The following is a 22,175-nucleotide window of genomic DNA, read 5'->3' on the forward strand; positions in this document are numbered from 1 at the left end:
GCGTTATGGTGAACGCACCCGCCCGCATTCCCCGTTTCCGGCGGCGCCCCGGAGGCATCCGAGCGCCACTGCCGGACGGGTCCGAGTGCGCGGGGCAGCGAGGAAACGAAACCAGAGAGGCACCATGAGCAGGATCGCGGTCATCGCAGGCGACGGCATCGGGCAAGAGGTCATCGCCGAGGCGCAGAAGGCGCTCTCCGTGGCCCTCCCCGGCTACGAGTCCACCGAGTACGACCTCGGTGCGCGCCTGTACAACCGCACCGGCGAGGTCCTCCCCGAGTCCGTGCTGTCCGAGCTGGACGGCCACGACGCGATCCTCCTGGGCGCCATCGGCGACCCGTCGGTCCCGCCGGGCGTCCTGGAGCGCGGCCTGCTGCTGAGGCTCCGCTTCGAGTTCGACCAGTACGTGAACCTGCGGCCGAGCCGCCTGTACCCGGGCGCGACCTCGCCGCTGGCCGACGTCAAGCCCGGCGACATCGACTTCGTGGTGGTCCGCGAGGGCACCGAGGGCCTGTACACCGGCGCCGGCGGGAACCTCCACACCGGATCCCCGGCCGAGATCGCCACCGAGGAGTCCCTGAACACGCGCTACGGCACCGAGCGGGTCATCCGCGACGCGTTCGAGCGCGCCCGCCGCCGCCGCGGCCACCTCACGCTCGTCCACAAGACGAACGTGCTCGTGCACGCCGGCGGCCTGTGGAAGCGGACCTTCGACGACGTCGCCGCCGAGTACCAGGACGTGACCACGGAGTACCAGCACGTGGACGCCGCCGCCATGTTCCTGGTGAACCGGCCCCACACGTTCGACGTGATCGTCACCGACAACCTGTTCGGCGACATCCTCACCGACATCGCCGCGGCCGTGACCGGCGGCATCGGCCTGGCCGCGACGGGTTCGATCAACCCCGACCACACGCACCCGTCGACGTTCGAGCCCGTGCACGGCTCGGCCCCGGACATCGCCGGGCAGGGGATCGCCGACCCGGTCGCCGCGATCTCCTCCACCGCGCTCCTGCTCGAGCACCTCGGCCGCGCCGACGCGGCCGCCGCGGTGAACGCCGCCGTGGAGCGCGAGCTCGCCTCCCGCGACAGCGGGACCACGATCCGCACCGGCGAGGTAGGCGACCGAGTAGCCGCCGACGTCGCCGGACAGCTCAGCTAGACCAGCACCAGTCTCAGCGCCCGGCGGGCCCGCGCTCAACAGAGCGTCTCGCCGGGCGCTTTTCACATGCCGTCCACGTGATGCAAGCCTGCTGCCCGACCACCTGAACGAGCGGTAAGTTAAGCATCAGGACCAGACGCCCAAGCACACGATCTTGTGAACCCGAAGGACAGATCCATGACCACCGACGGTCTTCCCGACCTCCGGCGCGAGCCGCACCCGAGCCCGACCCCGCCCGAGACGCGCGAACGCATCCTCGCCGACCCCGTCTTCGGCACCGTGTTCACCGACCACATGTTCCAGATGACCTGGACCGAGGGCCGCGGCTGGCACGACGCCGTGGTCAAGCCCTACGGCCCGCTGACCCTCTCCCCGGCGGCGGCGGTCCTGCACTACGCCCAGGAGATCTTCGAGGGCCTCAAGGCGTACCGGCACCAGGACGGCGGCATCGGCCTGTTCCGCGCCGAGGCCAACGCGCACCGCCTCAACCTGTCGGCGGACCGCATGGCCATGCCGCACCTCCCCGAGGAGTGGTTCCTCGAGTCGATCCGCGAACTCCTCGCCGCGGACGGCGACTGGGTCCCGAGCCAGGACGAGGCCACCCTGTACCTGCGGCCCTACATGATCGCCTCCGAGGCGTTCCTGGGCGTGCGCCCCGCCAAGGAGTACACGTACCTGCTCATCGCCTCCCCGGCCGCCGCCTACTTCAAGGGCGGTCCCAAGCCCCTGACCCTGTGGGTCTCGGAGGAGTACAACCGGGCCGGACCGGGCGGCACCGGCGCCGCCAAGGCCGGCGGCAACTACGCCGCGAGCCTCCTGCCCCAGTCCGAGGCCATCGAGCACGGCTGCGACCAGGTGATCTTCCTCGACGCCGTGGAGTACAAGTACGTCGACGAACTCGGCGGCATGAACCTGTTCTTCGTCTACGAGAACGAGCAGGTCCTCTACACCCCCGAGCTGGGCACCATCCTGGCCGGGATCACCCGCGACGCCATCATGACGCTCGCCGCCGAGGCCGGCTGGGAGGTCCGCGAGACCAAGTACTCGATCGACCGGTGGCGCGACGACGCCGAGGCCGGCGTCCTCACCGAGGCGTTCGCGTGCGGCACCGCCGCCGTCATCACCCCGGTCGGCACCGTGAAGCGCCGCGACGGCGCGTTCACCATCGGCGGCGGTGAAGCCGGCAAGTTCACCATGCAGCTGCGCCAGACCCTCCTCGACCTCCAGTACGGCCGCACCGAGGACACCCACGGCTGGGTCACCAAGCTCGCCTGACCGGCCCGAACGCGGCCGTCGCCCACCCGACGGCAGCCGCGCCTCGGCAGAAAAACCGGACAAACGATGGTCCCCTTCCCGTACCTTTGAACCACGTGTGTGGCGGGCTCGGGAAGGGGACGCGTTGAGCGAGGTCACCATTCGGTTGAACCGGCTGGGGCTGGAACAGGGCCGCATGTGGCAGGCCGTCGTCGCAGCCCTCGCCATCGCACTCCCGGTCGGGCTGTGGCTCGGCCTCGAACGCGCCCTCGGCGACTCGGTCCTCAGCATCGGCGACGGCGACACCCTCTACCTGCAGTCCTACCCCGTCCCCGGCGCCCGCCTCGAGTACGAGCTGCCGGGCAGCGGCTGGACCAGCCCCGGCGTCCACTTCGCCGACCAGCGCCAGAACTTCGTGCTCGACCACCTGCGCGCCTCCGTCGAGGTCGACTCCGGCGTCGACAGCCTCGAGCGGCTCCTCGACCGCCGCGTCCAGCCCGTCATCGGCCAGAACGGCTACGTGTACAACAACGTCCGCGAATACGCCCACGACGGCGCCGGGCTCTCCGGCTACCGCGCCGACATCATCGGCATCGACAGCGCCGGCTCGATCACCGTCGTCGGCAACGGCAAGGGCGCCGCCGCCATCCTCATCCTCATCGCCCCCGGCTCCGACCCCGCCGCCCCCGAAGTCGACCCCGACCCGTACGTGGCCGCGTTCGTCCTGGAGGGCAAGTGACCGTCCGCACCGAGCGCATCGTGGTCGAGAGCCAGGGCGCGTTCATCCGCATCCGCCGGCCCGCCTACTGGCTGTTCGTCGCCTGCCTCGTCTTCGGCCTGCTCGAACTCGGCTCGGTCCTCGCGCCCGACCGCGCCGACATCGCCACCGCCCTGTGGGCCTCCATCGCCGTCAACGCGGTCCTCGCGATCGTCTTCCTCCAGATCCTGTCCCGCCTGGACCTGTTCGAGCGCGAACCGCCCACCGTCCGCGCCGCCGCGATGGCCTGGGGCGGCATCGTCTGCGTCGCCCTCGCCATGGTCGCCAACAACGCCGCGCTCGTCGTCCTCGCCGAACTGACCGACACCAAATGGGCCCGCACCTGGGGCCCGGCCCTCGTCGGCCCCATCAACGAGGAATGGCTCAAAGCCCTCGGCGTGATCATGCTCGTCCTCATCGTCCGCGAGCACTTCGACCGCTCCATCGACGGCCTCATCTACGGCGCGCTGGTCGGCCTCGGCTTCCAAGTCGTCGAGAACCTCACCTATGCGGTCCACTTCGCGGCGCTGAACCCCAACTCCGACATGACCGGGGCCCTCACCGTCACGTTCACGCGGGTCCTCGTCGCCGGGCCGTTCTCGCACCCGCTCTACACCGGCGCCGCCGGGCTCGGCATCGCGTTCTTCGTGACCCAGACCCGCCGCCGCTTCTCCACCCGCCTCGGCGTCATGATCGGCCTGTTCGCGCTCGCACTGGGCATGCACGGCCTGTGGAACCTGCCGATGCCCGACGCCTTCCCGAACGGGCTCGCGATCCCGCTCACCTACGGCAAGGGCCTGATCATCCTCGGCCTGTTCTTCATGCTCTACCACTTCGCGGCCCGCGCCGAATGGCGCTGGTTCGTCACCACCATGTCCGATGAGGACGAATCGGTGATCACGACCGAGGACCTCACCGAGATGCGGTCGCTGCGCTCGCGCCGCAAGGCCCGCCAGCGGGCCGCCAGACGCTGGGGCAAGGACGCCTCCTCGCTCCTGGGGCAGCTTCAGCGCGAACTGGTCAACCTCGCCACCCTCGTCGCCCGCGACCAGCGCCGCGGCGACGAGAACCCCGACAGCCCCGACGTCGCCGCCGTCAAGCGCAACATCTCCGCGATCAGAACCGAACTGGCCCAGACCAAAGGCGAACCCCCGCCCGAGCAGGACTGAGGCGCCCCGCCCCCTATCCGCCGATCGGGCTCTTCCGCGGCACCGGCACTGACGAGGACCGCGGCATCTGCTCGGCGACCGGCCCGCTCGGCGAACCGCTCGGGCTCGCCGACTCGCTCGGCTCCTGCGTCGTGGGCGCCTCGGTGGTCGGCTCCTCCGTCGGCCCGGTCGACGTCGGCTCCTCCGCGGGCTCGGTGGTCGGCTCGGCCGTCGGCGAGCTCTCCTCGCCGCCCGGCCCCGTCGGCTCGTCGCCGCCGATCGGCACCAGGTCCGGCGAATGCCCGCCCGTGCCCGACCCCGTTCCGCGCTCCTGCGAGTTCGACCCCGCGGGCGACTCGCTCGCGCTCGGCTCGCCGCTCGGCGAGGCCGACTCGGCCTGGGACGACTCCGCGTCCTGACCGGTCGTGTCCGCGCCGCCGAACCAGCCCTTGACGATGTCCGAGTCGTCCGCGTCGCCCATGCCCGGCAGCCCCGGGACCGGTTCCCCGCGCACCAGCGCCCCCGTCGCGATGACCCCGCCCGCGACCGTGGCCACCGCGATCACCCCGATCCGCCGGAACCGCTTCGAGCGGCGCAGATCGTAGCCGAGCGAGCGGATCGCCCCCCTGGTCTCGCGCCCGATGGCGCCGAAGAGTCCCACCTGTGCTCCCACCGTCCTTCCTGTCCGTCACCCGGATTAACGAAGGACGACACGCCGGGTTACCGTCAGGTCACCCGTGCGTGGGTCATGCGAACGAACGAAAAAACGCGGGTCCCTCAGAAATCGCGCTTCACGGCCTTCACCAGCAGCCCCGCGAAGACCTCCAGCGCCGCCGGGTCCACGTCCGCGCGCGAGGACTCCAGCGCCGCCTCCGCCTCGGACGCCAGCGCCTCGATCCGCTGCTCCGTGTCGGCCAGCGCGCCGGTGTCCATCAGGATCGCCCGCAGCCGCGCCACGCCGGCGGCGTCCAGGTCCGGGTCGCCGAGGCTCGCGTCGAGCACCGCGCGCTGGCCCGGGTCGGCGGCCGCCGAGGCCCGGGCGACGAGGAACGTGTGCTTGCCTTCACGCAGGTCGTCGCCGGCGGGCTTGCCGGTCTGGGCCGGGTCGCCGAACACGCCGAGGACGTCGTCGCGAAGCTGGAACGCCTCCCCGAGCGGCAGCCCGATCGCCGAGTAGTGGCCGCGGACGCGGTCGTCCGCACCCGCGAGCGACGCGCCGATGAGCAGCGGCCGCTCGATCGTGTACTTCGCGGACTTGTACCGGGCGACCTTCGCGGCCGTCGCCTCGGACACGTCCCGGCGCACTTCGGAGAGCACGTCCAGGTACTGGCCGGCGCTCACTTCGGTGCGCATGAGGTCGAAGTCGCTCCGGGCGGCCGCGACCTTCGCGAACGGCATCCCGGCCGAGCAGAACAGCTCGTCCGACCAGGCCAGGCACAGGTCGCCGAGGAGGATCGCGGCCGCGGCCCCGAACTCCTCGGGCCGACCCGACCAGCCCTCGGACTCGTGGAGGGCCGCGAACCGGCGGTGCACCGAGGGCGCGCCGCGGCGGGTGTCCGAGCCGTCGATGAGGTCGTCGTGCATGAGCGCGGACGCCTGGAGCAGCTCCAGCGACGACACGCAAGCCACCAGGGCGTCGGAGTCCTCGAGGCCCGCGCCGCGGGCGCCCCAGTACGCGAACGCGGGGCGGAGCCGCTTCCCGCCGCCGAGCACGAAGTCCCGGACCGCGTCCGCGTAGACGCCGAGCCGTTCGTCGATGCCGCAGATGACCGCGGCCTGCCGGTCCAGGAAGGCCGCGAGGGCCGCGTCGATGCGCTCGTTGAGCTCCACGGTTCGAACGCTAGACGAGCTCGGGCGCGTCTCACCTGTTGGGTGGCCTGGAATGCAGGTCAGGACACGTGTATCAGAGCCGTTACCGTTGGGTCATGACTCTCGGAACGCCCAGTGTGATGCCGCAGCAGGTCGCGAAGGTCGGCGACCTGCTCCGTTCCGGCACGCCCCGGTTCTCCTTCGAGATGTTCCCGCCCCGCTCCGAGAAGGACGAGGGGATCCTCTGGCGCACGCTCCGCAACCTGGAGCAGCTCGGCCCCGACTTCGTGTCGGTGACGTACGGCCAGGGCGGCAAGACACGCGACAAGACGATCGAGACGACCGACCGGATCATCTCCGACACGACGCTGCTGACGATGGCGCACCTCACCGCGGTCGGCCACACGGTCGCCGAGCTGCGCAACCTCATCGGCCACTTCGCGAACGTCGGGGTGCGCAGCATCCTGGCCCTGCGCGGCGACCCGCCGGGCGACCCGCGCGGCGAGTGGGTCAAGCACCCCGGTGGCATCGAGTACGCCCGCGAGCTCGTCGAGCTCATCAAGGAGTCCGGCGACTTCAGCGTCGGGGTCGCGGCGTTCCCGGAGGGCCACCCGCGCGACGTCGACTGGGAGACGGGGGTGCGCCACTTCGTGGACAAGTGCCGCGCCGGCGCCGACTTCGCGATCACGCAGATCTTCTTCGCCGTCGAGGACTACCTGCGGCTGCGCGACGCGGTCGCCGCCGCCGGGTGCGACGTCCCGATCGTCCCGGGGATCATGCCGATCACGAACATCAAGCAGATCGAGCGGTTCGCCGTCCTCACCGGGATGGCGTTCCCCGAGGACCTGGCCGAGCGGCTGCGCGCGGTCGAGGACGACCGCGACGCGATCCGCGACATCGGCGTGGAGACCGCCACCGTGATGGGCGACCGGCTCCTCGCCGAGGGCGCGCCGGGGCTGCACTTCACCACCTTGAACCACTCCCGCTCCACGCGCCGCGTGTGGAGGAACCTCCGCGGCTAGCGCCGGTCCCGCTGTCGGTTACCCGATCGAGGGATTGCGGTCACCGGGTCAACACGTAGAGTCCTCTTCTATGCTCGATGCTGCGAATGCGCGCGTGACACCGTCTGCTAGAACAACACTCATGGTCTCCCGCGTGCCCGCCGACTCCCTTGTAGGCAGGGTCATCCTCTCCACCCGGCTCAAGCCCGGCGCGGTCGTCGGCGTCGGCCTCGCCGCCAGCCTCGTCATCCCCTTCTGCGTGGTCGTCGGCGGCCCGGTCGTCCTCGTCGCGCTGCCGCTGATCGCGGTCACCGCGCTGTGCGACGCCTCCTACACCCTCATCGCCGCCCGCTCGACGAGCCTCTCCCGGCGCGTCCTCGTGCTCGAACCGCTCGCGGCCCGCCTCTCGGAGGCGTGCTGGCTCCTGGCCCTGTGGTTCCTCGGCGCCCCGGGCTGGGCCGTCGCGGTCACCGGCGCCCTGTGCTGGATGTACGTCCTCACCCGGCTGCGCGCCCGCCAGGTCGGCCTGAACGAGCTTGGCATGGTCACGTTCGGGGAGCGCTCGGTCCGCGAGGTGGTCGTGGCCCTCGGCCTGGGCGCGTGCGGTGTCATCGCCGTCGCCGGCGGCGGCCAGTACTCGGAGTGGACCGAAGGGGTCGTGACGATCACCATCACCGGCTGGATGCTCCTGGCAGCCCTGGGCCTGCTCCAGCTCGTCATCGTCGTGTCGGCGGCGCTGCGCAACGACTGAATCCGGGGAATGTTCCGGTTTCGGGGTGCGTTGAGGATCCAATGCGCTCCGACGACATCACCGACGACCAGATCGCCGCCTTCATCGACTCCGCCTCCCGCGAGCGCCGGGTCCCCGAGGAGACCCAGCGCCTGCGCGACGCCGAGGAGATGCTCGCCAGGAAGGACCCGCACGCGGCCCTCCAGTTCCTGGAGCCGCTGCTGCGGGACCACCCCGAGCACCCCGGCGTCATGCTCGCGGCCGCCCGCGCCTATTTCAAGTCGGCGCAGCTCAACAAGGCCCTGGCGCTGAGCGAGAAGATGGTCGAGGCCAACCCGGCGGACTTCTACGCCCGCCTGCTCCTGGGCCGCACCCTCCAGCGCCTGGGGCGCGTCGACGAGGCCCGCGGACACCTGCGCCTGATCGACGAGGTCGCAGAGTAAGCGAAGGCACAGGGCGCAGGAGCGGGGTGCCGCGGGGCTCTTTCGAACACCCGGTGTCCGAGGAACGAATTCGAAGGGTCGCGAACCGTGAGGTTCGCGACGCTTTCTCATTGCCGCGCAAGGCTTTCCCTGTCGGATGGGCGACAATGCGTAGCCGATCGCTGATTTTGTGCGAAGTTGGGGGTTGGAAATGTCGTACCCCTGTGGTTCCATATTTCTCGAACGCAAGTTCGAACAGGTTTAGGAGGCCACCATGGCTGCTTCCCGACCCGGAGCCACCCGATCCGCTTCGACCGTGTCGACCGCCGGCACCGGCTCGCCCCGACTCGTGCAGGCCGGCACCGTCTCGAACTCACGCCTGCGCATCCCCGCCGACCAGCTCCCCAACCGATCACCGCTGCAGCTCCTCGCCACCGCCCGCACCGATCTCGACGACGCCGCCGAGCGCGTCAGGCCCGGCGAGCGCTACGCCGAGGCCCACATGGCGGCCCTGCGCGTCGCGGTCGCGGTGCTCGCCGTCCGCGCCGGCGACGCCACCGGCAGGCGCCGCCCCGGCCGCCCGTCCAGCACCTGGGAGCTCCTGCGCAACGTCGCGCCGGAACTGGAGGAGTGGGCCTCCCACTTCGCCCGCACGGCCCGCAAGCGGGTGCTCGCCCAAGCGGGCATCCCCGACATCGTCACGCCGGAAGAGGCCGACGCGATCGTCTCCGACGCCCGACGCTTCCTCGACGTGGTGGTCCGGCTGCTCGGCTTCAGCACGCTCGCGCGCTGAAGTAGGAGTTCAGTAGCACGCTCGCGCGCTGAAGAGGAAGCTCAGTAGCACGCCCGCGCGCTGAAGAAGGGGCTCAGATGCACGCGTCGCGCTGAAGAGGGAGTTCAGCAGCACGGCTCGCGCTGCAACGGGGAGCCCGGCAGCACGCTCGCGCGCCGAAGCGGCCACCCGACCGGGAACGGGCCCGCTGACGGCCCGGTCCCCGGGTGACTCCGGCCGTGCCCGGCGGCACGCATGCTCAGCGCGAACTCCAGCGGTTATACGATTGCTGGCGGGCGCCGTCCGCTGCGAGAATCGGACGAGCAGCCAGCCGATCCAAACACACCCGAGGAGTATTGAGCCCGTGTATCGGACACACCTCGCCGGCACGCTGAGTGCCGCGGACGTCGACCAGCAAGTCACCCTCGCCGGATGGGTGGCGCGTCGCCGCGATCACGGTGGGGTGGAGTTCGTGGATCTGCGCGACGCCTCGGGCGTCGTCCAGGTCGTCTTCCGCGACTCGGAGGCCGCCAAGGCCGCCCACGAGCTGCGCAACGAGTTCTGCGTCGCCGTCACCGGCACCGTCACGCGTCGGCCCGAGGGCAACGAGAACCCCGACCTGCCGACCGGCGAGATCGAGGTCAACGCGACCGCGCTCGAGGTCCTCTCCGAGGCCGCGCCGCTGCCGTTCCAGATCGACGAGCACGTCGACGTCTCCGAGGACGTGCGCCTGCGCCACCGCTACCTCGACCTGCGCCGCTCCGGCCCCAGCCACGCGATCCGGTTGCGCTCCAAGGCCAACCACATCGCCCGCAACCTCCTCGTCGAGGACGGCTACGTCGAGATCGAGACCCCGACGCTGACGCGCTCGACCCCCGAGGGCGCCCGCGACTTCCTCGTGCCCGTGCGCCTGCAGCCCGGCACCTGGTACGCGCTGCCGCAGTCCCCGCAGCTGTTCAAGCAGCTCCTCATGGTCGGCGGCTTCGAGAAGTACTTCCAGATCGCCCGCTGCTACCGCGACGAGGACTTCCGCGCCGACCGCCAGCCCGAGTTCACCCAGCTCGACATCGAGGCCTCGTTCGTCGACCAGGACGACATCATCGACCTCGGCGAGCGCATCGTCGCCGCCTTGTGGGCCGAGCTCGCCGACTACGAGGTTCCGCTGCCGATTCCGCGCCTGCAGTGGCACGACGCCATGGACCGCTACGGCTCCGACAAGCCCGACCTGCGCTTCGGCCAGGAGCTCGTCGAACTCACCGACTACCTGCGCGGCACCGAGTTCCGCGTCTTCGCCGGCGCGATCGAGGCCGGCGGCTACGTCGGCGCGGTCGTCATGCCCGGCGGCGCCGCCCAGACCCGCAAGGAGCTCGACGGCTGGCAGGACTGGGCCAAGGCGCGCGGCGCCAAGGGCCTCGCCTACATCACCTTCAACGCCGAGACCGGCGAGCCGAAGGGCCCGGTCGCGAAGAACCTGTCCGAGGAGCACCTCGCCGGGCTCGCCGACGCCGTCGGGGCCAAGGCCGGCGACGCGGTCTTCTTCGCCGCCGGCGCCGACCGGCGCGACGCCCAGGAGCTGCTCGGCGCGGCCCGCCTCGAGATCGGCAAGCGTGTGGGCCTCATCGACCCCGACGCGTGGGCGTTCTGCTGGGTCGTCGACGCCCCGATGTTCGAGCCCACCGACGACGGCGGCTGGACCGCGATCCACCACCCGTTCACCTCCCCGAACCCGGAGTGGGTCGACAAGTTCGAGACCGACCCCGCCAACGCGCTCACCTACGCGTACGACATCGTCCTCAACGGCAACGAGCTCGGCGGCGGGTCGATCCGTATCCACGACGCCAAGGTCCAGAGCCGCGTCTTCGACGTGCTCGGCCTCACCCACGAGGACGCCCAGGAGAAGTTCGGCTTCCTCCTCGAGGGCCTCAAGTACGGCGCCCCGCCGCACGGCGGCATCGCGCTCGGCTGGGACCGCGTCTGCATGCTGCTCGCCAAGACCGACTCGATCCGCGACGTGATCGCGTTCCCGAAGGCCGGCGGCGGCGTCGACCCGCTGACCTCGGCACCGACGCCGATCACGCCTGAGCAGCGCGCCGAGGCCGGGATCGACTTCGTGCCCGAGGTGGAAGCGGGTACCGACCCGGTTGCCCCTTAGCCCTACGATGACGTAGTGCGCGGCCCGAGCCAGCGGCTCGGGCCGTCACTCGTTCGAGTGCCCGGTTGCCCCTCAGCATCTTCGACGGCAGGAGTTCGCGGGCGGTGGCCGCAGCCCGGCAGGGGCTGATATATGTAGCATCCGGCCGATGCAGGAGTAAGAGGAGCGGGTTCGACGTGCAGAGCGGGACCTCGGTGGCGGGTCGCTATCGATTGGACGAACGGCTGGCCGCTGGCGGCATGGGGGAGGTCTGGAAGGGCACCGACACCCGCCTCGGCCGCACGGTGGCGATCAAGATCCTGCACGCCGGCCTCTCGAACAGCGACAAGTTCCGCGCCCGCTTCCAGCTCGAGGCCCGCGCCGTGGCCGCACTCCAGTCGCCCGGCATCGTCGCGCTCTACGACTACGGCGAAGAGGACGGCGAGGACGGCCTCATCTCCTACCTGGTCATGGAACTCGTGCGGGGCCGCTCCCTCGCCGAGATCCTCAAGGACCGCGGCACGCTCCCGCCCGCCGAAGTCATGCAGATCGTCGCGGCCGCCGCCGACGCGCTCGAGACGGCCCACCGCCACGACATCATCCACCGCGACATCAAGCCCGCGAACCTCCTCGTCGACGAGGAGACCGGCGCGGCCAAGATCGTCGACTTCGGCATCTCCGCCGCTCGCGGCGCCTCCGGCCTCACCGAGACCGGCACGGTCATGGGAACGCTCGCCTACGCCTCGCCCGAGCAGCTCAACGGCGCCGAGCTGACCGGCGCGAGCGACCTCTACTCGCTCGGCATCGTCGCGTACGAAGCCCTCATGGGCCGCCCGCCGTTCGTCTCCGACACGCCCGTCGCGGTCATGAACGGCCATATGACCCAGGCCCCGCCGCCGCTGTCCCGCGACATCCCGCCCGGCGTCGCCCAGGTCGTGCTCCAGTCGCTCCAGAAGGACCCGCGCGCCCGCTACGCCTCGGCCGCCGACATGGCCCGCTCCGCCCGGGAAGGCCGCGTCGTCACCGGCAGCATCCCCCTCGCCTCGACCCCGCCCGACGGCCAGTCCACTCAGCTCCTCGGCGCCGACCAGACCGCCCTCATCGGCGGCATGGCCGCCGGCGCGGGCGCTGGCGGCAACACGGCCGCGCACCCCACCGGCCAGATGCCGCAGGAGCACGAGAAGAGCCGCACGGCACTGTGGCTCACCATCGGGGCGATCGTCCTGGCACTGTTGCTCCTCGGCGGCCTGATCTGGTGGATCAACGAGAACCAGAACCGCGGCAACATCGAGGACAGTGAGACCTCGAGTCCTACAGAGAAGGTCACCGAGACCGAGGAGACGTCGGAAGAAGAGGCACCGACAACTGAAGAGGAAACCGACGAGGATTGGGACCGAACCACCGAGGAGGAGACTTCCGAGTCTCCGAGCGAGTCGCCTTCGGAGACCGCTTCCGAGACGCCGAGCGAGACTCAGTCGGAAACCGAGTCCCCGTCCCCGTCTGACGGCGAGCCTTCCAGCCCGGCCTCCGAGTCGCCCAGCGAGGAGAACTCTGATCAAGCTCAGGGGTAGTCCCTTATGGCAAACGGCCCGCGGAGCGAAATCCGCGGGCCGCTTTTCATTTCCTAGCCTTCGACCGGCGGGTACCGCATGACCCGGTCCTGCCCGTTGCCGTTCGATGTGGCCACCCACAGCCAGCCGTCCGGGCCGAGTTCGACGGTCCGGATACGACCGAGTTCGGAGACGAGCACGGCGACCGGGTCGCCCGCTTCGCCGTCCGCGACCGGGACCGTCCACAGGCGCTGGCCGCGCAGGGCCGCGACGTACGCGGTGTCGCCCACGACCTCGGCCCCCGAAGGCGACGCCTCCGAGGTCCTCCAGGTGACGAGCGGGTCGACGTACTCCGGCCCGCCGCCGGCGCCTTCGACGACCGGCCAGCCGTAGTTGCCGCCGGCCTGGCCGTAGTTCAGCTCGTCCCAGGTGTTCTGGCCGAGTTCCGAGAAGTACATGTCGCCGTCGGCGTCCCAGGACAGGCCCTGCACGTTGCGGTTGCCCCAGGTGTAGACCAGCGAGCCTTCGAAGGGGTTGTCCTCGGGCACGCTGCCGTCGGGGTTCGCCCGCAGGATCTTCCCGCCGAGGCTGTCGAGGTCCTGGGCGTTCGCGGTGTCGTTCGCGTCGCCGGTGGTGATGTACAGCTTGCCGTCGGGCCCGAAGGCGATGCGGCCGCCGTTGTGGTTGAGCGCGGAGGGGATGCCGGTGACGATCGGCTCGGGCTCGAACCTGTCGAGCGTGAACCGGACGACCCGGTTGTCCTCCGCCGTGGAGATGTAGGCGTAGACCCAGCCGTCGGTGGCGAAGGTGGGGGAGACGGCGAGGCCGAGGAGCCCGCGCTCGTCGAACGAGCCGGTCCCGCCGACGACGTCGAGGGTCCCGAGGACCACCGGGTCGGCGTCGGTGCCGATGCGCAGGACGTCGCCGGAGTTGCGCTCGGCGACGATCCCCGAGATCCCGTCGGGGAGGAACGTCAGGCCCCACGGGATCGTCAGGCCGGTGGCGACGGTGTCGCCGTTCGCGAAGTCGAAGGCGGGCGTCTGCTCGGGCGAGACGTCCTGCGCCGAGGCGGTGGCCGTGCCCGCGGCCAGGACGATCCCGGCGATCGCCGCGCCGATGGCGGGCAGTCTGCGTCGCATGGATGCTCCTTGTCTCTCGTGGTGCCGGTACGGAAGCGGAGAAATCATGACATAGATGTATTTCAATGGAATTGCCATCGTAGTCACGATTCGGGTCCGATGTCCACCTGCGACGATCCTCCGATATCGATCGGAATTCGTGATATTCGAATGTTCATCGATGTCGATTCTTGAGGTACGCTTTCCCGACCCGAATGGTTACCGATCACTCAGCGCCTCACCTGTGTGATCGGCCGAGCGAAGATAGGTTGGACAGTGACGTCTAAGCGCCTCTTGGGAACTCTCGCCGCCGCGCTCGCGGTCGCGGCTCCCGCCGTCCCGGCGGTCGCCGCCGACGCGGCCGCCCCGCTCCTCTGGTACGAATTCGACGAGACCTCCGGTTCGGTCGTCGCCGATTCCTCCGGCAACGGCCACGACGGCACCCTCACCGGAGGCACCTGGGACGAGGGCCTCCGCCTCGACGGCGTCGACGACTACGTCGACCTGCCCGACGACCTCCTCGCCGGCCTCGACGCGATCACCGTCACCGCCGAGGTCTACATCGAGCCCGACCAGGCCAGCCCCTACTTCATCTACGGACTCGGCAACTCCAGCGGCTCCTGGGGGAACGGCTACCTCTTCACCACCGGCAACGGCTACCGCACCGCGATCTCCACCTGCCACTGGACCTGCGAGCAGAACACCGGCTCCGGCGCCGACCTCGCCCGCGGCACCTGGAACCACCTCGCCTACACCCTCGCCGACGGCACCGCGGTCCTCTACCTCAACGGCCAGGAGGTCGCCCGCAACGAAGCCGTCACCACCGTCCCCGGCGACATCGGCTCCGGCGCGACCGCCGCCAACTACCTCGGCCGGTCGCTCTACTCCGGCGACCGGTACCTCCACGGCCGCTTCGCCGACTTCCGCATCTACGACGGCGCGCTGGCCGCCGCCGACATCGGCGGCCTCGCCGCCCACCTCAGCGCCGAGAAGGCCGCCGAGGACGCCGCCGCGATCGACCTCGGCGACACCGGCGCCGTCACCGCCGACCTCGACCTCCCCGACCAGGGCGCGAACGGCTCCCAGATCACCTGGGCGTCAAGCGATCCCGCGGTCATCGCGCCCGACGGCACCGTCACCCGCCCGGCGATGGAGGAATCCGATGCCGAGGTCACCCTCACGGCCACGGTCGTGCTCGGGACCGTGCAGCGGCAGCGCGACTTCACCGCCACGGTCCTCGCCGAATACGACGACGAAGAGGCGGTCGCCCTCGACGCCGGCGCCGTCGCCATCCCCAACCTCGACGACGTGCGCTCCTCGATCCACCTGCCCACCGAGGGCGCCAACGGCTCCACCATCACCTGGAAGTCGAACAAGCCCGGCGTCATCGGCACCGACGGCATCGTGCACCGCGACGAACCCGGCGGCCGCACCTACAAGGTCAAGCTCACTGCCACGGTCGAGCGCAGCGGCGAGAAGCGGAAGCTCCACTTCACCGCGACCGTGCCGCCGCTGCCGGCCGAAGCCGACTACACCGGCTACTTCTTCACCTACTTCACCGGCGAGGGCACCCCCACCGGCGAGCAGGTCTACGGCGCCCTGAGCGATGGCGACGACCCGCTCAGCTTCACCGAGCTCAACCGCGACGCCGACGGCACCGCCCGGCCGATCCTCACCTCCGACCAGGGCGAGCAAGGAGTCCGCGACCCGTTCCTCATCCGCTCGCCCGAAGGCGACCGCTTCTTCCTCATCGCCACCGACCTCAAGATCAACGGCAACGGCGACTGGAACCGCGCGCAGCGCCACGGCAGCCTCTCGATCATGGTCTGGGAGTCCGACGACCTCGTGAACTGGTCCGAGGGCCGGCTCGTCCAGGTCTCGCCCGAGAACGCCGGCGCCACCTGGGCCCCCGAGGCGTACTGGGATCCCGAACAGGACGCCTACGTCGTCTTCTGGGCCTCGCCGCTGTTCGCCACCGACGACCACTCCGACGGCTTCTACCACCGCATGATGTACGCGACCACGCGCGACTTCGTCCACTTCTCCGAGGCGCAGGTCTGGGTCGACCAGGGCTACTCCACGATCGACTCCACCATGATCGAGGACGACGGCACCTACTACCGGTTCACCAAGGACGAGCGCTCGAACTCGGCCTCCACGCCCTGCGGCAAGTTCATCCTCGCCGAGACCGCGACCTCGCTCGCGCCCGACGCGGAGTGGGAGTTCCTCGCCGACTGCATCGGCTCCGGCGCCATCAGCGCCGGCGAGGGCCCGCTCGTGTTCAAGTCGAACACCGAGGACAAGTGGTACCTGTTCATCGACGAGTTCGGCGGACGCGGCTACGTGCCGTTCGCCACCACCGACCTCGCCTCCGGCGAGTGGACCCCGGTGGCCGAGTACGACCTCCCGGCGAGTCCGCGCCACGGCACCGTAGTCCCGATCACTGCCGCCGAATACGAACGGCTGCAAACAGCCTGGTAACGAACTCCTCAAGGGGCGGCCGCCGTACCCCACGGTGTGGAGGCCGTCCCTTAAGCTCGGACTCGGAACACCATCCCCGATTCCCAGGAGCACATCCATGCACACCCGTACCTCCCTGCGCGTCACCGGCGCGGTGGCCGTGGCCGCCTTCGGTCTCGGCCTCGCCGCCTGCGGCGACGGCGCGAACGACACCGCCGGCGGCTCCGGCGACGGCGACAACGCGAACGTCGCGCTCTCCCCGCAGGAGGCCGTCGCGGCCGCCTTCCAGGGCCTCTCGGACGACTCGTACAAGATGGAGTCGACCATGACGGTCAACGGCGCGGAGTTCGTCTCCATGACCACCACCGTCGACGGCGAGAACGCCCAGTCCACCGGCGACATCCTCATGAGCGCCATGGCCGAGGCCTCCGGCGAGGAGATGGACCCGGCCATGGCCGCCCTCTTCGGCGACATGCACACCGAGACGATCGTCATCGGCGAGACCGCCTACATGCAGATCACCGGCGGCATGTTCGACGGCATGACCGAGCAGTACGGCGAGGACGTCTGGTTCACCGCCGACATCACCGAAGGCGACATGGGCGAGGTCTACTCCCAGTTCGGCGGCATGGACCTCGCGTCCCAGACCGAGATGATGCTCTCGAGCCTCGAGAACGTCGAGGAGACCGCCGACAACACCTACACCGGCACCCTCGCCGCCGACTCCGAGGCGCTCGCCGCGTTCACCGAAGGCGCCTCGGCCGCCGACACGGCCGCGCTCGAGTCCATCGAGGTCACCGTCGCGCTCGACGACGACGGCCTGCTGAAGTCGATGTCCATGGAGCTGCCCGAGATGGACGGCATGACCATGTCGATGACCAGCGAGGTCGTCGAGATCGGCGGCTCGTACGACATCGCCGCCCCCGAGACCGACAACCTCGTCCCGTTCGAGGAGTTCATGGGCTCGGCCTCCTAGCCCGAACCCGACAGGGCCGCCGCACCGACCGGTGCGGCGGCCCTGCCGCCTTTTCAGTCCCGGGCCTCCTCCAGGTCCTCGGACGGCGCGGTCCGCGCCGGGCCGTCGCGGTCGCCCCAGGCCGCGACCAGGCCCCTGGCGGCCTCCACGATCATCCAGACGGCGAGCGCGAAGATGATCGCGTCGAGCGGCGCGAGCACCCACTCGCCCTGCTCGATGAAGTTGCCGAGGTTCACGATCAGCGCCCAGACCGTCATCCCCACCAGGAACACGAGCGGGACGAGGATCGCGATCGGGTTCGAGCGCCGCTTGGTCACCCAGACCGCGATCACGGCCAGGGCGAGCCCGGCGAGGAGCTGGTTCGTGGTGCCGAAGAGCTGCCACAGGACGCCGAAGGCGTACCCGGCGTCCTCGCCGCCGGGCATCAGGGCCAGTGCGAGCGGGATGGCGACGGCGATCGCGGTGGCGAGGGTGAGGTGGTCCGCCACCCGGCGCCATCCGGCGAGTTCGGCGATCTCCTGGACCACGTAGCGCTGCAACCGGACGCCGGTGTCCATGGTGGTGGCGGCGAAGGAGATCACGACGACCGCCGCGAAGATCGCGGCGACGTCGAGGGGGATGCCGAGGTTGTTCGCGAAGACGGCGATGCCGCCCACGAAGTTCGACGTGGCGCCGCCCGAGGCGGTCGCGAAATCGGGGTAGAGGGCGTCCCAGTCGGCGCGGGAGGCCGCGACGCCGGCGCTGACGGCCAGGATCGAGCAGAGCGCGAGCGTGCCTTCGCCGAGGGCGCCGCCGTAGCCGACGTACTTGGCGTCGGTCTCCTTGTCGAGCTGCTTCGAGGTGGTGCCCGACGAGACGAGGCAGTGGAAGCCGGAGATCGCGCCGCAGGCGACGGTGATGAACAGGAACGGCCACATGCTCGGGCTGTCCTCGGGCACGGTGTTCAGCGCGGGCGCGACGACGGTGTTCCAGCCGACCCCGACGCCGAGGAGCACGAGGGCGAGGGCGACGAAGAGCTGGTGGGAGTTGATGTAGTCGCGTGGCTGGAGCAGCATCCACACCGGGATGCGCGCGGCGATGAACGTGTAGACGAACAGGATCACGATCCACACGTTGCGCGGGTTGTCGACGCCGATGGCGTCGGCGAGCGGCGTGATGTCGACCGGGATCTCGTTGCCGATCCAGATGAGCACGTAGAGTGCGGCGACGCCGAGCAGGCTCGGGACCAGGGCCGCGCCGCGGCGCTTGTAGACGTAGAAGCCGATGGCGACGGCGATGGGGATCTCGGCGAAGATCGGGATGACCGATCCGGGATAGGCCACCAGCAGGTTGCCGATGACGACCGCGAACACGGCGTTCACGAGGGTGAGCAGGAAGAAGATGATGACGAGGAACAGCGTCCCGGCGCGCGGGCCGACGACGTCCTTGGTGAGGGTGCCGATGCCCTTGGCCTTGTGGCGGACGGAGAGGACGAGGGCGCCCATGTCGTGGACGCCGGCGGCGACGATGGTGCCGACGACGATCCAGATGAGGGCGGGGAGCCAGCCCCAGTAGACGGCGATGGCGGGCCCGACGATGGGCGCGGCGCCGGCGACGGACGTGAAGTGGTGGCCGAAGAGGACGTGCCGGTTGGTGGGGACGAAGTCGACGCCGTCGTTGAAGCGGTGCGCGGGCGTGACGTAGGCGGGGTCGAGCCGGTAGACCTTCGAGGCGAGATAGCGGGCGTAGAAGAGGAATCCGCAGGCGAAGAGCGCGAGGACGGATATCGCCAGGACCATTGCGGGCATCATTGCCTCCCAATGTGATTGTGAGGTGGGCAACATCTCGGTTCCTTCACCGTAGGGGCATCGATTGACCCCTGTCAATGCATTCCGGATGGTCCGCGGCGATTCCGCCGGTTCGACCGCGGATCTGCGGTTCGCTCATGCAGATGGCTTAGGCTGGTGGCGAGATGGACGCACCAGGACTGTTCGAAATCGCCCAGCCGCCCGAGCCGCAGGGCTCGGGGATCCTCGGCACCGGCGCGGCCACCGGCGACGAGCCGCTGGCCGTGCGGATGCGCCCGCGCACCCTCGACGAGCTCGTCGGCCAGGACCACCTGCTGGGCCCCGGTTCGCCGCTGCGGCAGGTCGTGGAGGGCCGCCAGCCGCTCTCGGTGATCCTGTGGGGGCCGCCCGGCTCCGGCAAGACCACCATCGCGCACCTGGTCGCCCAGTCGGGGGACCGGCGCTTCCGTGCGATGTCGGCACTCAACTCCGGCGTCAAGGACGTGCGCGCCGCCATCGACGAGGCCCGGCGCGTGCGCCGCACCGGCGGCCCGCAGACGATCCTGTTCATCGACGAGGTCCACCGCTTCACCAAGACCCAGCAGGACTCCCTGCTCGGCGCGGTCGAGGACCGCACGATCACGCTCCTGGCGGCCACCACCGAGAACCCCTACTTCTCCGTGGTCGCCCCGCTCGTGAGCCGCTGCGTGCTCCTGACGCTGCGGGAGCTCGACGCCACCGACGTCGGGGAGCTCGTCGACCGGGCCGTCGCCGACGAGCGCGGTCTGGGCGGCGAGGTCGTCCTCGAACCCGAGGCCCGCGAGCACCTCGTCCGCACCGCCGCCGGCGACGCCCGCAAGGCGCTCACCGCGCTCGAGGCCGCCGCGCTCTCGGTCGACGAGGGCGGCGTCATCACCGTCGCGGTCGTCGAGGCCGCCATCGACACGGCCGCGGTCCGCTACGACCGGGACGGCGACGGGCACTACGACGTCGCCAGCGCCTTCATCAAGAGCCTCCGAGGGTCCGATGTGGACGCCGCCATGCACTACCTGGCGCGGATGGTCGTCGCCGGGGAGGACCCGCGGTTCATCGCCCGCCGCCTGGTGATCTTCGCGTCCGAGGACATCGGCATGGCCGACCCGACCGCGCTCCAGACCGCCACCGCCGCCGCGACCGCGGTGGAGCGCATCGGGATGCCCGAGGCCCGCATCAACCTGGCCCAGGCCGTCGCCCACCTGGCGACCGCGCCGAAGTCGAACGCGGTCATCACCGCGATCGACGAGGCGATCGCCGACGTGCGCCGAGGCAAGATCGGCCCGGTGCCCCCGGACCTGCGCGACGCCCACTACAAGGGCGCCGGCGCGCTCGGCCACGGCACCGGGTACGTCTACCCGCACGGCGACCCGCGCGGGGTGGTCCCGCAGCGGTACGCGCCCGACGTCGTGGCCGGCCGCGACTACTACCGGCCGACCCGGCACGGCCTGGAGGCGGAGATCGGCCCGCGCCTGGAGAAGCTCCGCCGGATCGTCCGCAAGGGCGAGGAGGCGCGAAGGCCGGCCGATGGCGACTGACGGCCCGCCGCACCGGGCCCCGAGCCGCGCCGCGAACCGCACCTCGAGCCGGGTCGCGTCGGCGCTCGAGGACACCGGGGCCCGGATCGAGCGGCTGCGCATGGGCGTGGTCGCGATCGCGGCCTCGGCGGTGCTGCTCGTGGCCGCGGTCCTGTTCGTCGGCCGCGCGGTCACGGTCGATCCGACGCGCCGGGCCGTGGACGAGCTGGCGGTGCCGGCGTGGGCCGCGGTGAGCGTCGCCGACGAGACCTACGGGAGCCGCTGGTGCGTGGGGGAGTGCCGGGTGCGGATGCGCACCTGGGAGTCCGAGGGCACGGTCGAGGACACCTCGGAGGTGTACTGGAAGGCGGTGCTGGACGCGGGCTGGACCCCGGCCGACCCGGCCCTGTGCGTCGGCGGCGTCGGCGAGGAGGGCTGCTACGTGCGCGACGAGCTCTACCTCGAACTGTGGGTGGTCCCGGTCGAGTGCGGGGACCGGTACGAGCTGTGCGTCGGCGCCGAGGTCACCGCGGTGGTCGCCGCCCAGGCGGCCCTGCCGAGGCTCGCCGAGGACCGGGCGACGCTCGCCGAAGCGGGTTAGTGCCGGGCGCGCCCCGTTGCGTGGGATGTCCGATCCCGCAAGGTAAGGTCGGGGCTGCGTCGCTCTCATGCGAGTACCGGGATGAATCGTCAGCCGTACCGGTCGGCCAATACTTCAGCGAAGGGGGAAGAGCTGTGCCAGGCGAGACGTTGGCAGTGGAGTTCACGAACGTGGGGCTTTGGGAGGTCGCGCTGCTGATCGTCGCGGTCGCCATCTTCATCGTTTCCCTCATCCTCGCAGTCGGTCTGTTGCGCAAACTCACCGGCACGGTGAACCGGGTGAACCGCGTGCTCGACAAGGTCGATCACGAGATCGGCCCGATCCTGAGGAACGCCAACGCGACCCTCGACAATGTGAACGCCTCCCTCGTGCAGGTCGAAGGCGAGCTGGAGAAGGTCGGTTCGATCACGACCAACGCCGCGCATGTGTCGTCGAACGTCGCCAACATCACGAGCCTGGTCGTCTCGGCGGTCGGCTCGCCCCTCGTCAAGGCCGCCGCGTTCGGGTTCGGCCTGCGCACGGCCGTGAAGAAGCGCAACCAGGGCTACGACGAGGACCAGGTCCGCCGCATGGTCGAGGCGTCCCGTCAGAACAAGCGCGAGGCCAAGCGGGCGGCGAAGGCGTCCCGCAAGCGCGCCGCGAAGTGACAGTCGGAAAACGGATTGAGGGGTCCCCGTGCTCAAGCGGATGATCTGGGTAGGCATCGGCGTCGTGGTCGGCGTCGTGGTGGTCCGCAAGCTCACCAAGGCGGCCGAGTCGGTCACTCCGGGCGGGGTCGCGGAGCGGATCGGCGGTGCCGGTGCTGAAATGAGGGAATCGCTCAAGTCGTTCTGGGCCGACGTCTCCGAGGCGCGGCAGGCCAAGGAGGCCGAGCTGTACGACGCGATCGAGCGCGGCGAGGACATCTCGCCGCTCCTGAGCGAGGAAGAAGTCGACGACCAGGCCGCCGGCCGGTCGTTCTAGCAGTG

The 22,175-nt window shown here is 70.5% G+C and carries 20 protein-coding genes; 16 read left to right on the forward strand and 4 right to left on the reverse strand.

Going from position 1 to position 22,175, the window contains the following annotated elements:
• The first annotated feature begins 124 nt into the window (after positions 1-124).
• The 4 genes from GFD30_RS14765 to GFD30_RS14780 all read left to right on the forward strand — a co-directional run bounded on the left by GFD30_RS14765 (position 125) and on the right by GFD30_RS14780 (position 4,342).
• On the forward strand, positions 125-1,162 hold the full coding sequence (locus tag GFD30_RS14765) for a 3-isopropylmalate dehydrogenase (protein ID WP_153025964.1): 1,038 nt from the start codon (positions 125-127) through the stop codon (positions 1,160-1,162).
• Between the two features lie 177 nt (positions 1,163-1,339).
• On the forward strand, positions 1,340-2,437 hold the full coding sequence (locus tag GFD30_RS14770; RefSeq protein ID WP_153025965.1) for a branched-chain amino acid aminotransferase: 1,098 nt from the start codon (positions 1,340-1,342) through the stop codon (positions 2,435-2,437).
• A gap of 124 nt (positions 2,438-2,561) precedes the next feature.
• On the forward strand, positions 2,562-3,155 hold the full coding sequence (locus tag GFD30_RS14775) for a hypothetical protein (protein ID WP_153025966.1): 594 nt from the start codon (positions 2,562-2,564) through the stop codon (positions 3,153-3,155).
• Entirely contained in the window at positions 3,152-4,342 is a 1,191-nt protein-coding gene (locus GFD30_RS14780; RefSeq protein WP_153025967.1) for a PrsW family intramembrane metalloprotease, read from the forward strand. The genes GFD30_RS14775 and GFD30_RS14780 overlap by 4 nt, the downstream gene beginning before the upstream one ends.
• Positions 4,343-4,355: 13 nt before the next feature.
• Here GFD30_RS14780 and GFD30_RS14785 read toward each other — a convergent pair whose 3' ends face one another.
• Positions 4,356-4,994: a hypothetical protein gene (locus tag GFD30_RS14785; protein ID WP_153025968.1), complete on the reverse strand. Its 639-nt coding sequence runs from the start codon at positions 4,992-4,994 to the stop codon at positions 4,356-4,358.
• Positions 4,995-5,098: 104 nt separating this feature from the next.
• Positions 5,099-6,151, reverse strand: a complete 1,053-nt coding sequence (locus GFD30_RS14790) for a polyprenyl synthetase family protein (protein ID WP_322633259.1) — start codon at positions 6,149-6,151, stop codon at positions 5,099-5,101.
• Positions 6,152-6,246: 95 nt separating this feature from the next.
• Here GFD30_RS14790 and metF point away from each other — a divergent pair, with 95 nt between their 5' ends.
• The 6 genes from metF to GFD30_RS14820 all read left to right on the forward strand — a co-directional run bounded on the left by metF (position 6,247) and on the right by GFD30_RS14820 (position 12,757).
• Positions 6,247-7,152 carry a methylenetetrahydrofolate reductase [NAD(P)H] gene (metF, locus tag GFD30_RS14795; RefSeq protein ID WP_153025970.1) on the forward strand — a complete coding sequence of 302 codons (906 nt, stop codon included), beginning with the start codon at positions 6,247-6,249 and terminating at the stop codon, positions 7,150-7,152.
• 121 nt (positions 7,153-7,273) lie between these two features.
• Positions 7,274-7,882 carry a hypothetical protein gene (locus tag GFD30_RS14800; RefSeq protein ID WP_153025971.1) on the forward strand — a complete coding sequence of 203 codons (609 nt, stop codon included), beginning with the start codon at positions 7,274-7,276 and terminating at the stop codon, positions 7,880-7,882.
• A 41-nt stretch (positions 7,883-7,923) separates the two neighbouring features.
• Positions 7,924-8,304 carry a tetratricopeptide repeat protein gene (locus GFD30_RS14805; RefSeq protein ID WP_153025972.1) on the forward strand — a complete coding sequence of 127 codons (381 nt, stop codon included), beginning with the start codon at positions 7,924-7,926 and terminating at the stop codon, positions 8,302-8,304.
• A 253-nt stretch (positions 8,305-8,557) separates the two neighbouring features.
• Positions 8,558-9,076: an SAV_6107 family HEPN domain-containing protein gene (locus GFD30_RS14810; protein ID WP_194201977.1), complete on the forward strand. Its 519-nt coding sequence runs from the start codon at positions 8,558-8,560 to the stop codon at positions 9,074-9,076.
• 343 nt (positions 9,077-9,419) lie between these two features.
• On the forward strand, positions 9,420-11,207 hold the full coding sequence (aspS, locus tag GFD30_RS14815) for an aspartate--tRNA ligase (protein ID WP_322633260.1): 1,788 nt from the start codon (positions 9,420-9,422) through the stop codon (positions 11,205-11,207).
• 194 nt (positions 11,208-11,401) lie between these two features.
• A complete protein-coding gene (locus GFD30_RS14820) occupies positions 11,402-12,757 on the forward strand; it encodes a serine/threonine-protein kinase (protein ID WP_322633266.1) in 1,356 nt (451 codons plus the stop codon).
• Between the two features lie 53 nt (positions 12,758-12,810).
• Here GFD30_RS14820 and GFD30_RS14825 read toward each other — a convergent pair whose 3' ends face one another.
• Positions 12,811-13,875: a PQQ-dependent sugar dehydrogenase gene (locus GFD30_RS14825; RefSeq protein WP_153025974.1), complete on the reverse strand. Its 1,065-nt coding sequence runs from the start codon at positions 13,873-13,875 to the stop codon at positions 12,811-12,813.
• Between the two features lie 255 nt (positions 13,876-14,130).
• Here GFD30_RS14825 and GFD30_RS14830 point away from each other — a divergent pair, with 255 nt between their 5' ends.
• Positions 14,131-16,335 (forward strand): immunoglobulin-like domain-containing protein, encoded by a 2,205-nt coding sequence (locus GFD30_RS14830; RefSeq protein WP_153025975.1) that lies wholly within the window; start codon positions 14,131-14,133, stop codon positions 16,333-16,335.
• Positions 16,336-16,432: 97 nt separating this feature from the next.
• Positions 16,433-17,290: a hypothetical protein gene (locus GFD30_RS14835; protein WP_153025976.1), complete on the forward strand. Its 858-nt coding sequence runs from the start codon at positions 16,433-16,435 to the stop codon at positions 17,288-17,290.
• Between the two features lie 53 nt (positions 17,291-17,343).
• Here GFD30_RS14835 and GFD30_RS14840 read toward each other — a convergent pair whose 3' ends face one another.
• Positions 17,344-19,077 carry a carbon starvation CstA family protein gene (locus tag GFD30_RS14840; RefSeq protein WP_153025977.1) on the reverse strand — a complete coding sequence of 578 codons (1,734 nt, stop codon included), beginning with the start codon at positions 19,075-19,077 and terminating at the stop codon, positions 17,344-17,346.
• 164 nt (positions 19,078-19,241) lie between these two features.
• On the opposite strand from GFD30_RS14840, the gene GFD30_RS14845 reads away from it, so the two are divergent.
• From GFD30_RS14845 to GFD30_RS14855, 4 genes are all read left to right on the forward strand, one after another.
• On the forward strand, positions 19,242-20,627 hold the full coding sequence (locus tag GFD30_RS14845; RefSeq protein WP_153025978.1) for a replication-associated recombination protein A: 1,386 nt from the start codon (positions 19,242-19,244) through the stop codon (positions 20,625-20,627).
• Entirely contained in the window at positions 20,617-21,207 is a 591-nt protein-coding gene (locus GFD30_RS26305) for a hypothetical protein (protein ID WP_194201978.1), read from the forward strand. The genes GFD30_RS14845 and GFD30_RS26305 overlap by 11 nt, the downstream gene beginning before the upstream one ends.
• A 134-nt stretch (positions 21,208-21,341) precedes the next feature.
• A complete protein-coding gene (locus GFD30_RS26310; protein WP_194201979.1) occupies positions 21,342-21,854 on the forward strand; it encodes a DUF948 domain-containing protein in 513 nt (170 codons plus the stop codon).
• Between the two features lie 28 nt (positions 21,855-21,882).
• On the forward strand, positions 21,883-22,170 hold the full coding sequence (locus GFD30_RS14855) for a hypothetical protein (protein WP_153025980.1): 288 nt from the start codon (positions 21,883-21,885) through the stop codon (positions 22,168-22,170).
• Positions 22,171-22,175: the final 5 nt, after the last annotated feature.

The organism is Glycomyces albidus, from assembly GCF_009451885.1.
In the GTDB taxonomy this organism is placed as follows: Bacteria; Actinomycetota; Actinomycetes; order Mycobacteriales; family Micromonosporaceae; genus Glycomyces; species Glycomyces albidus.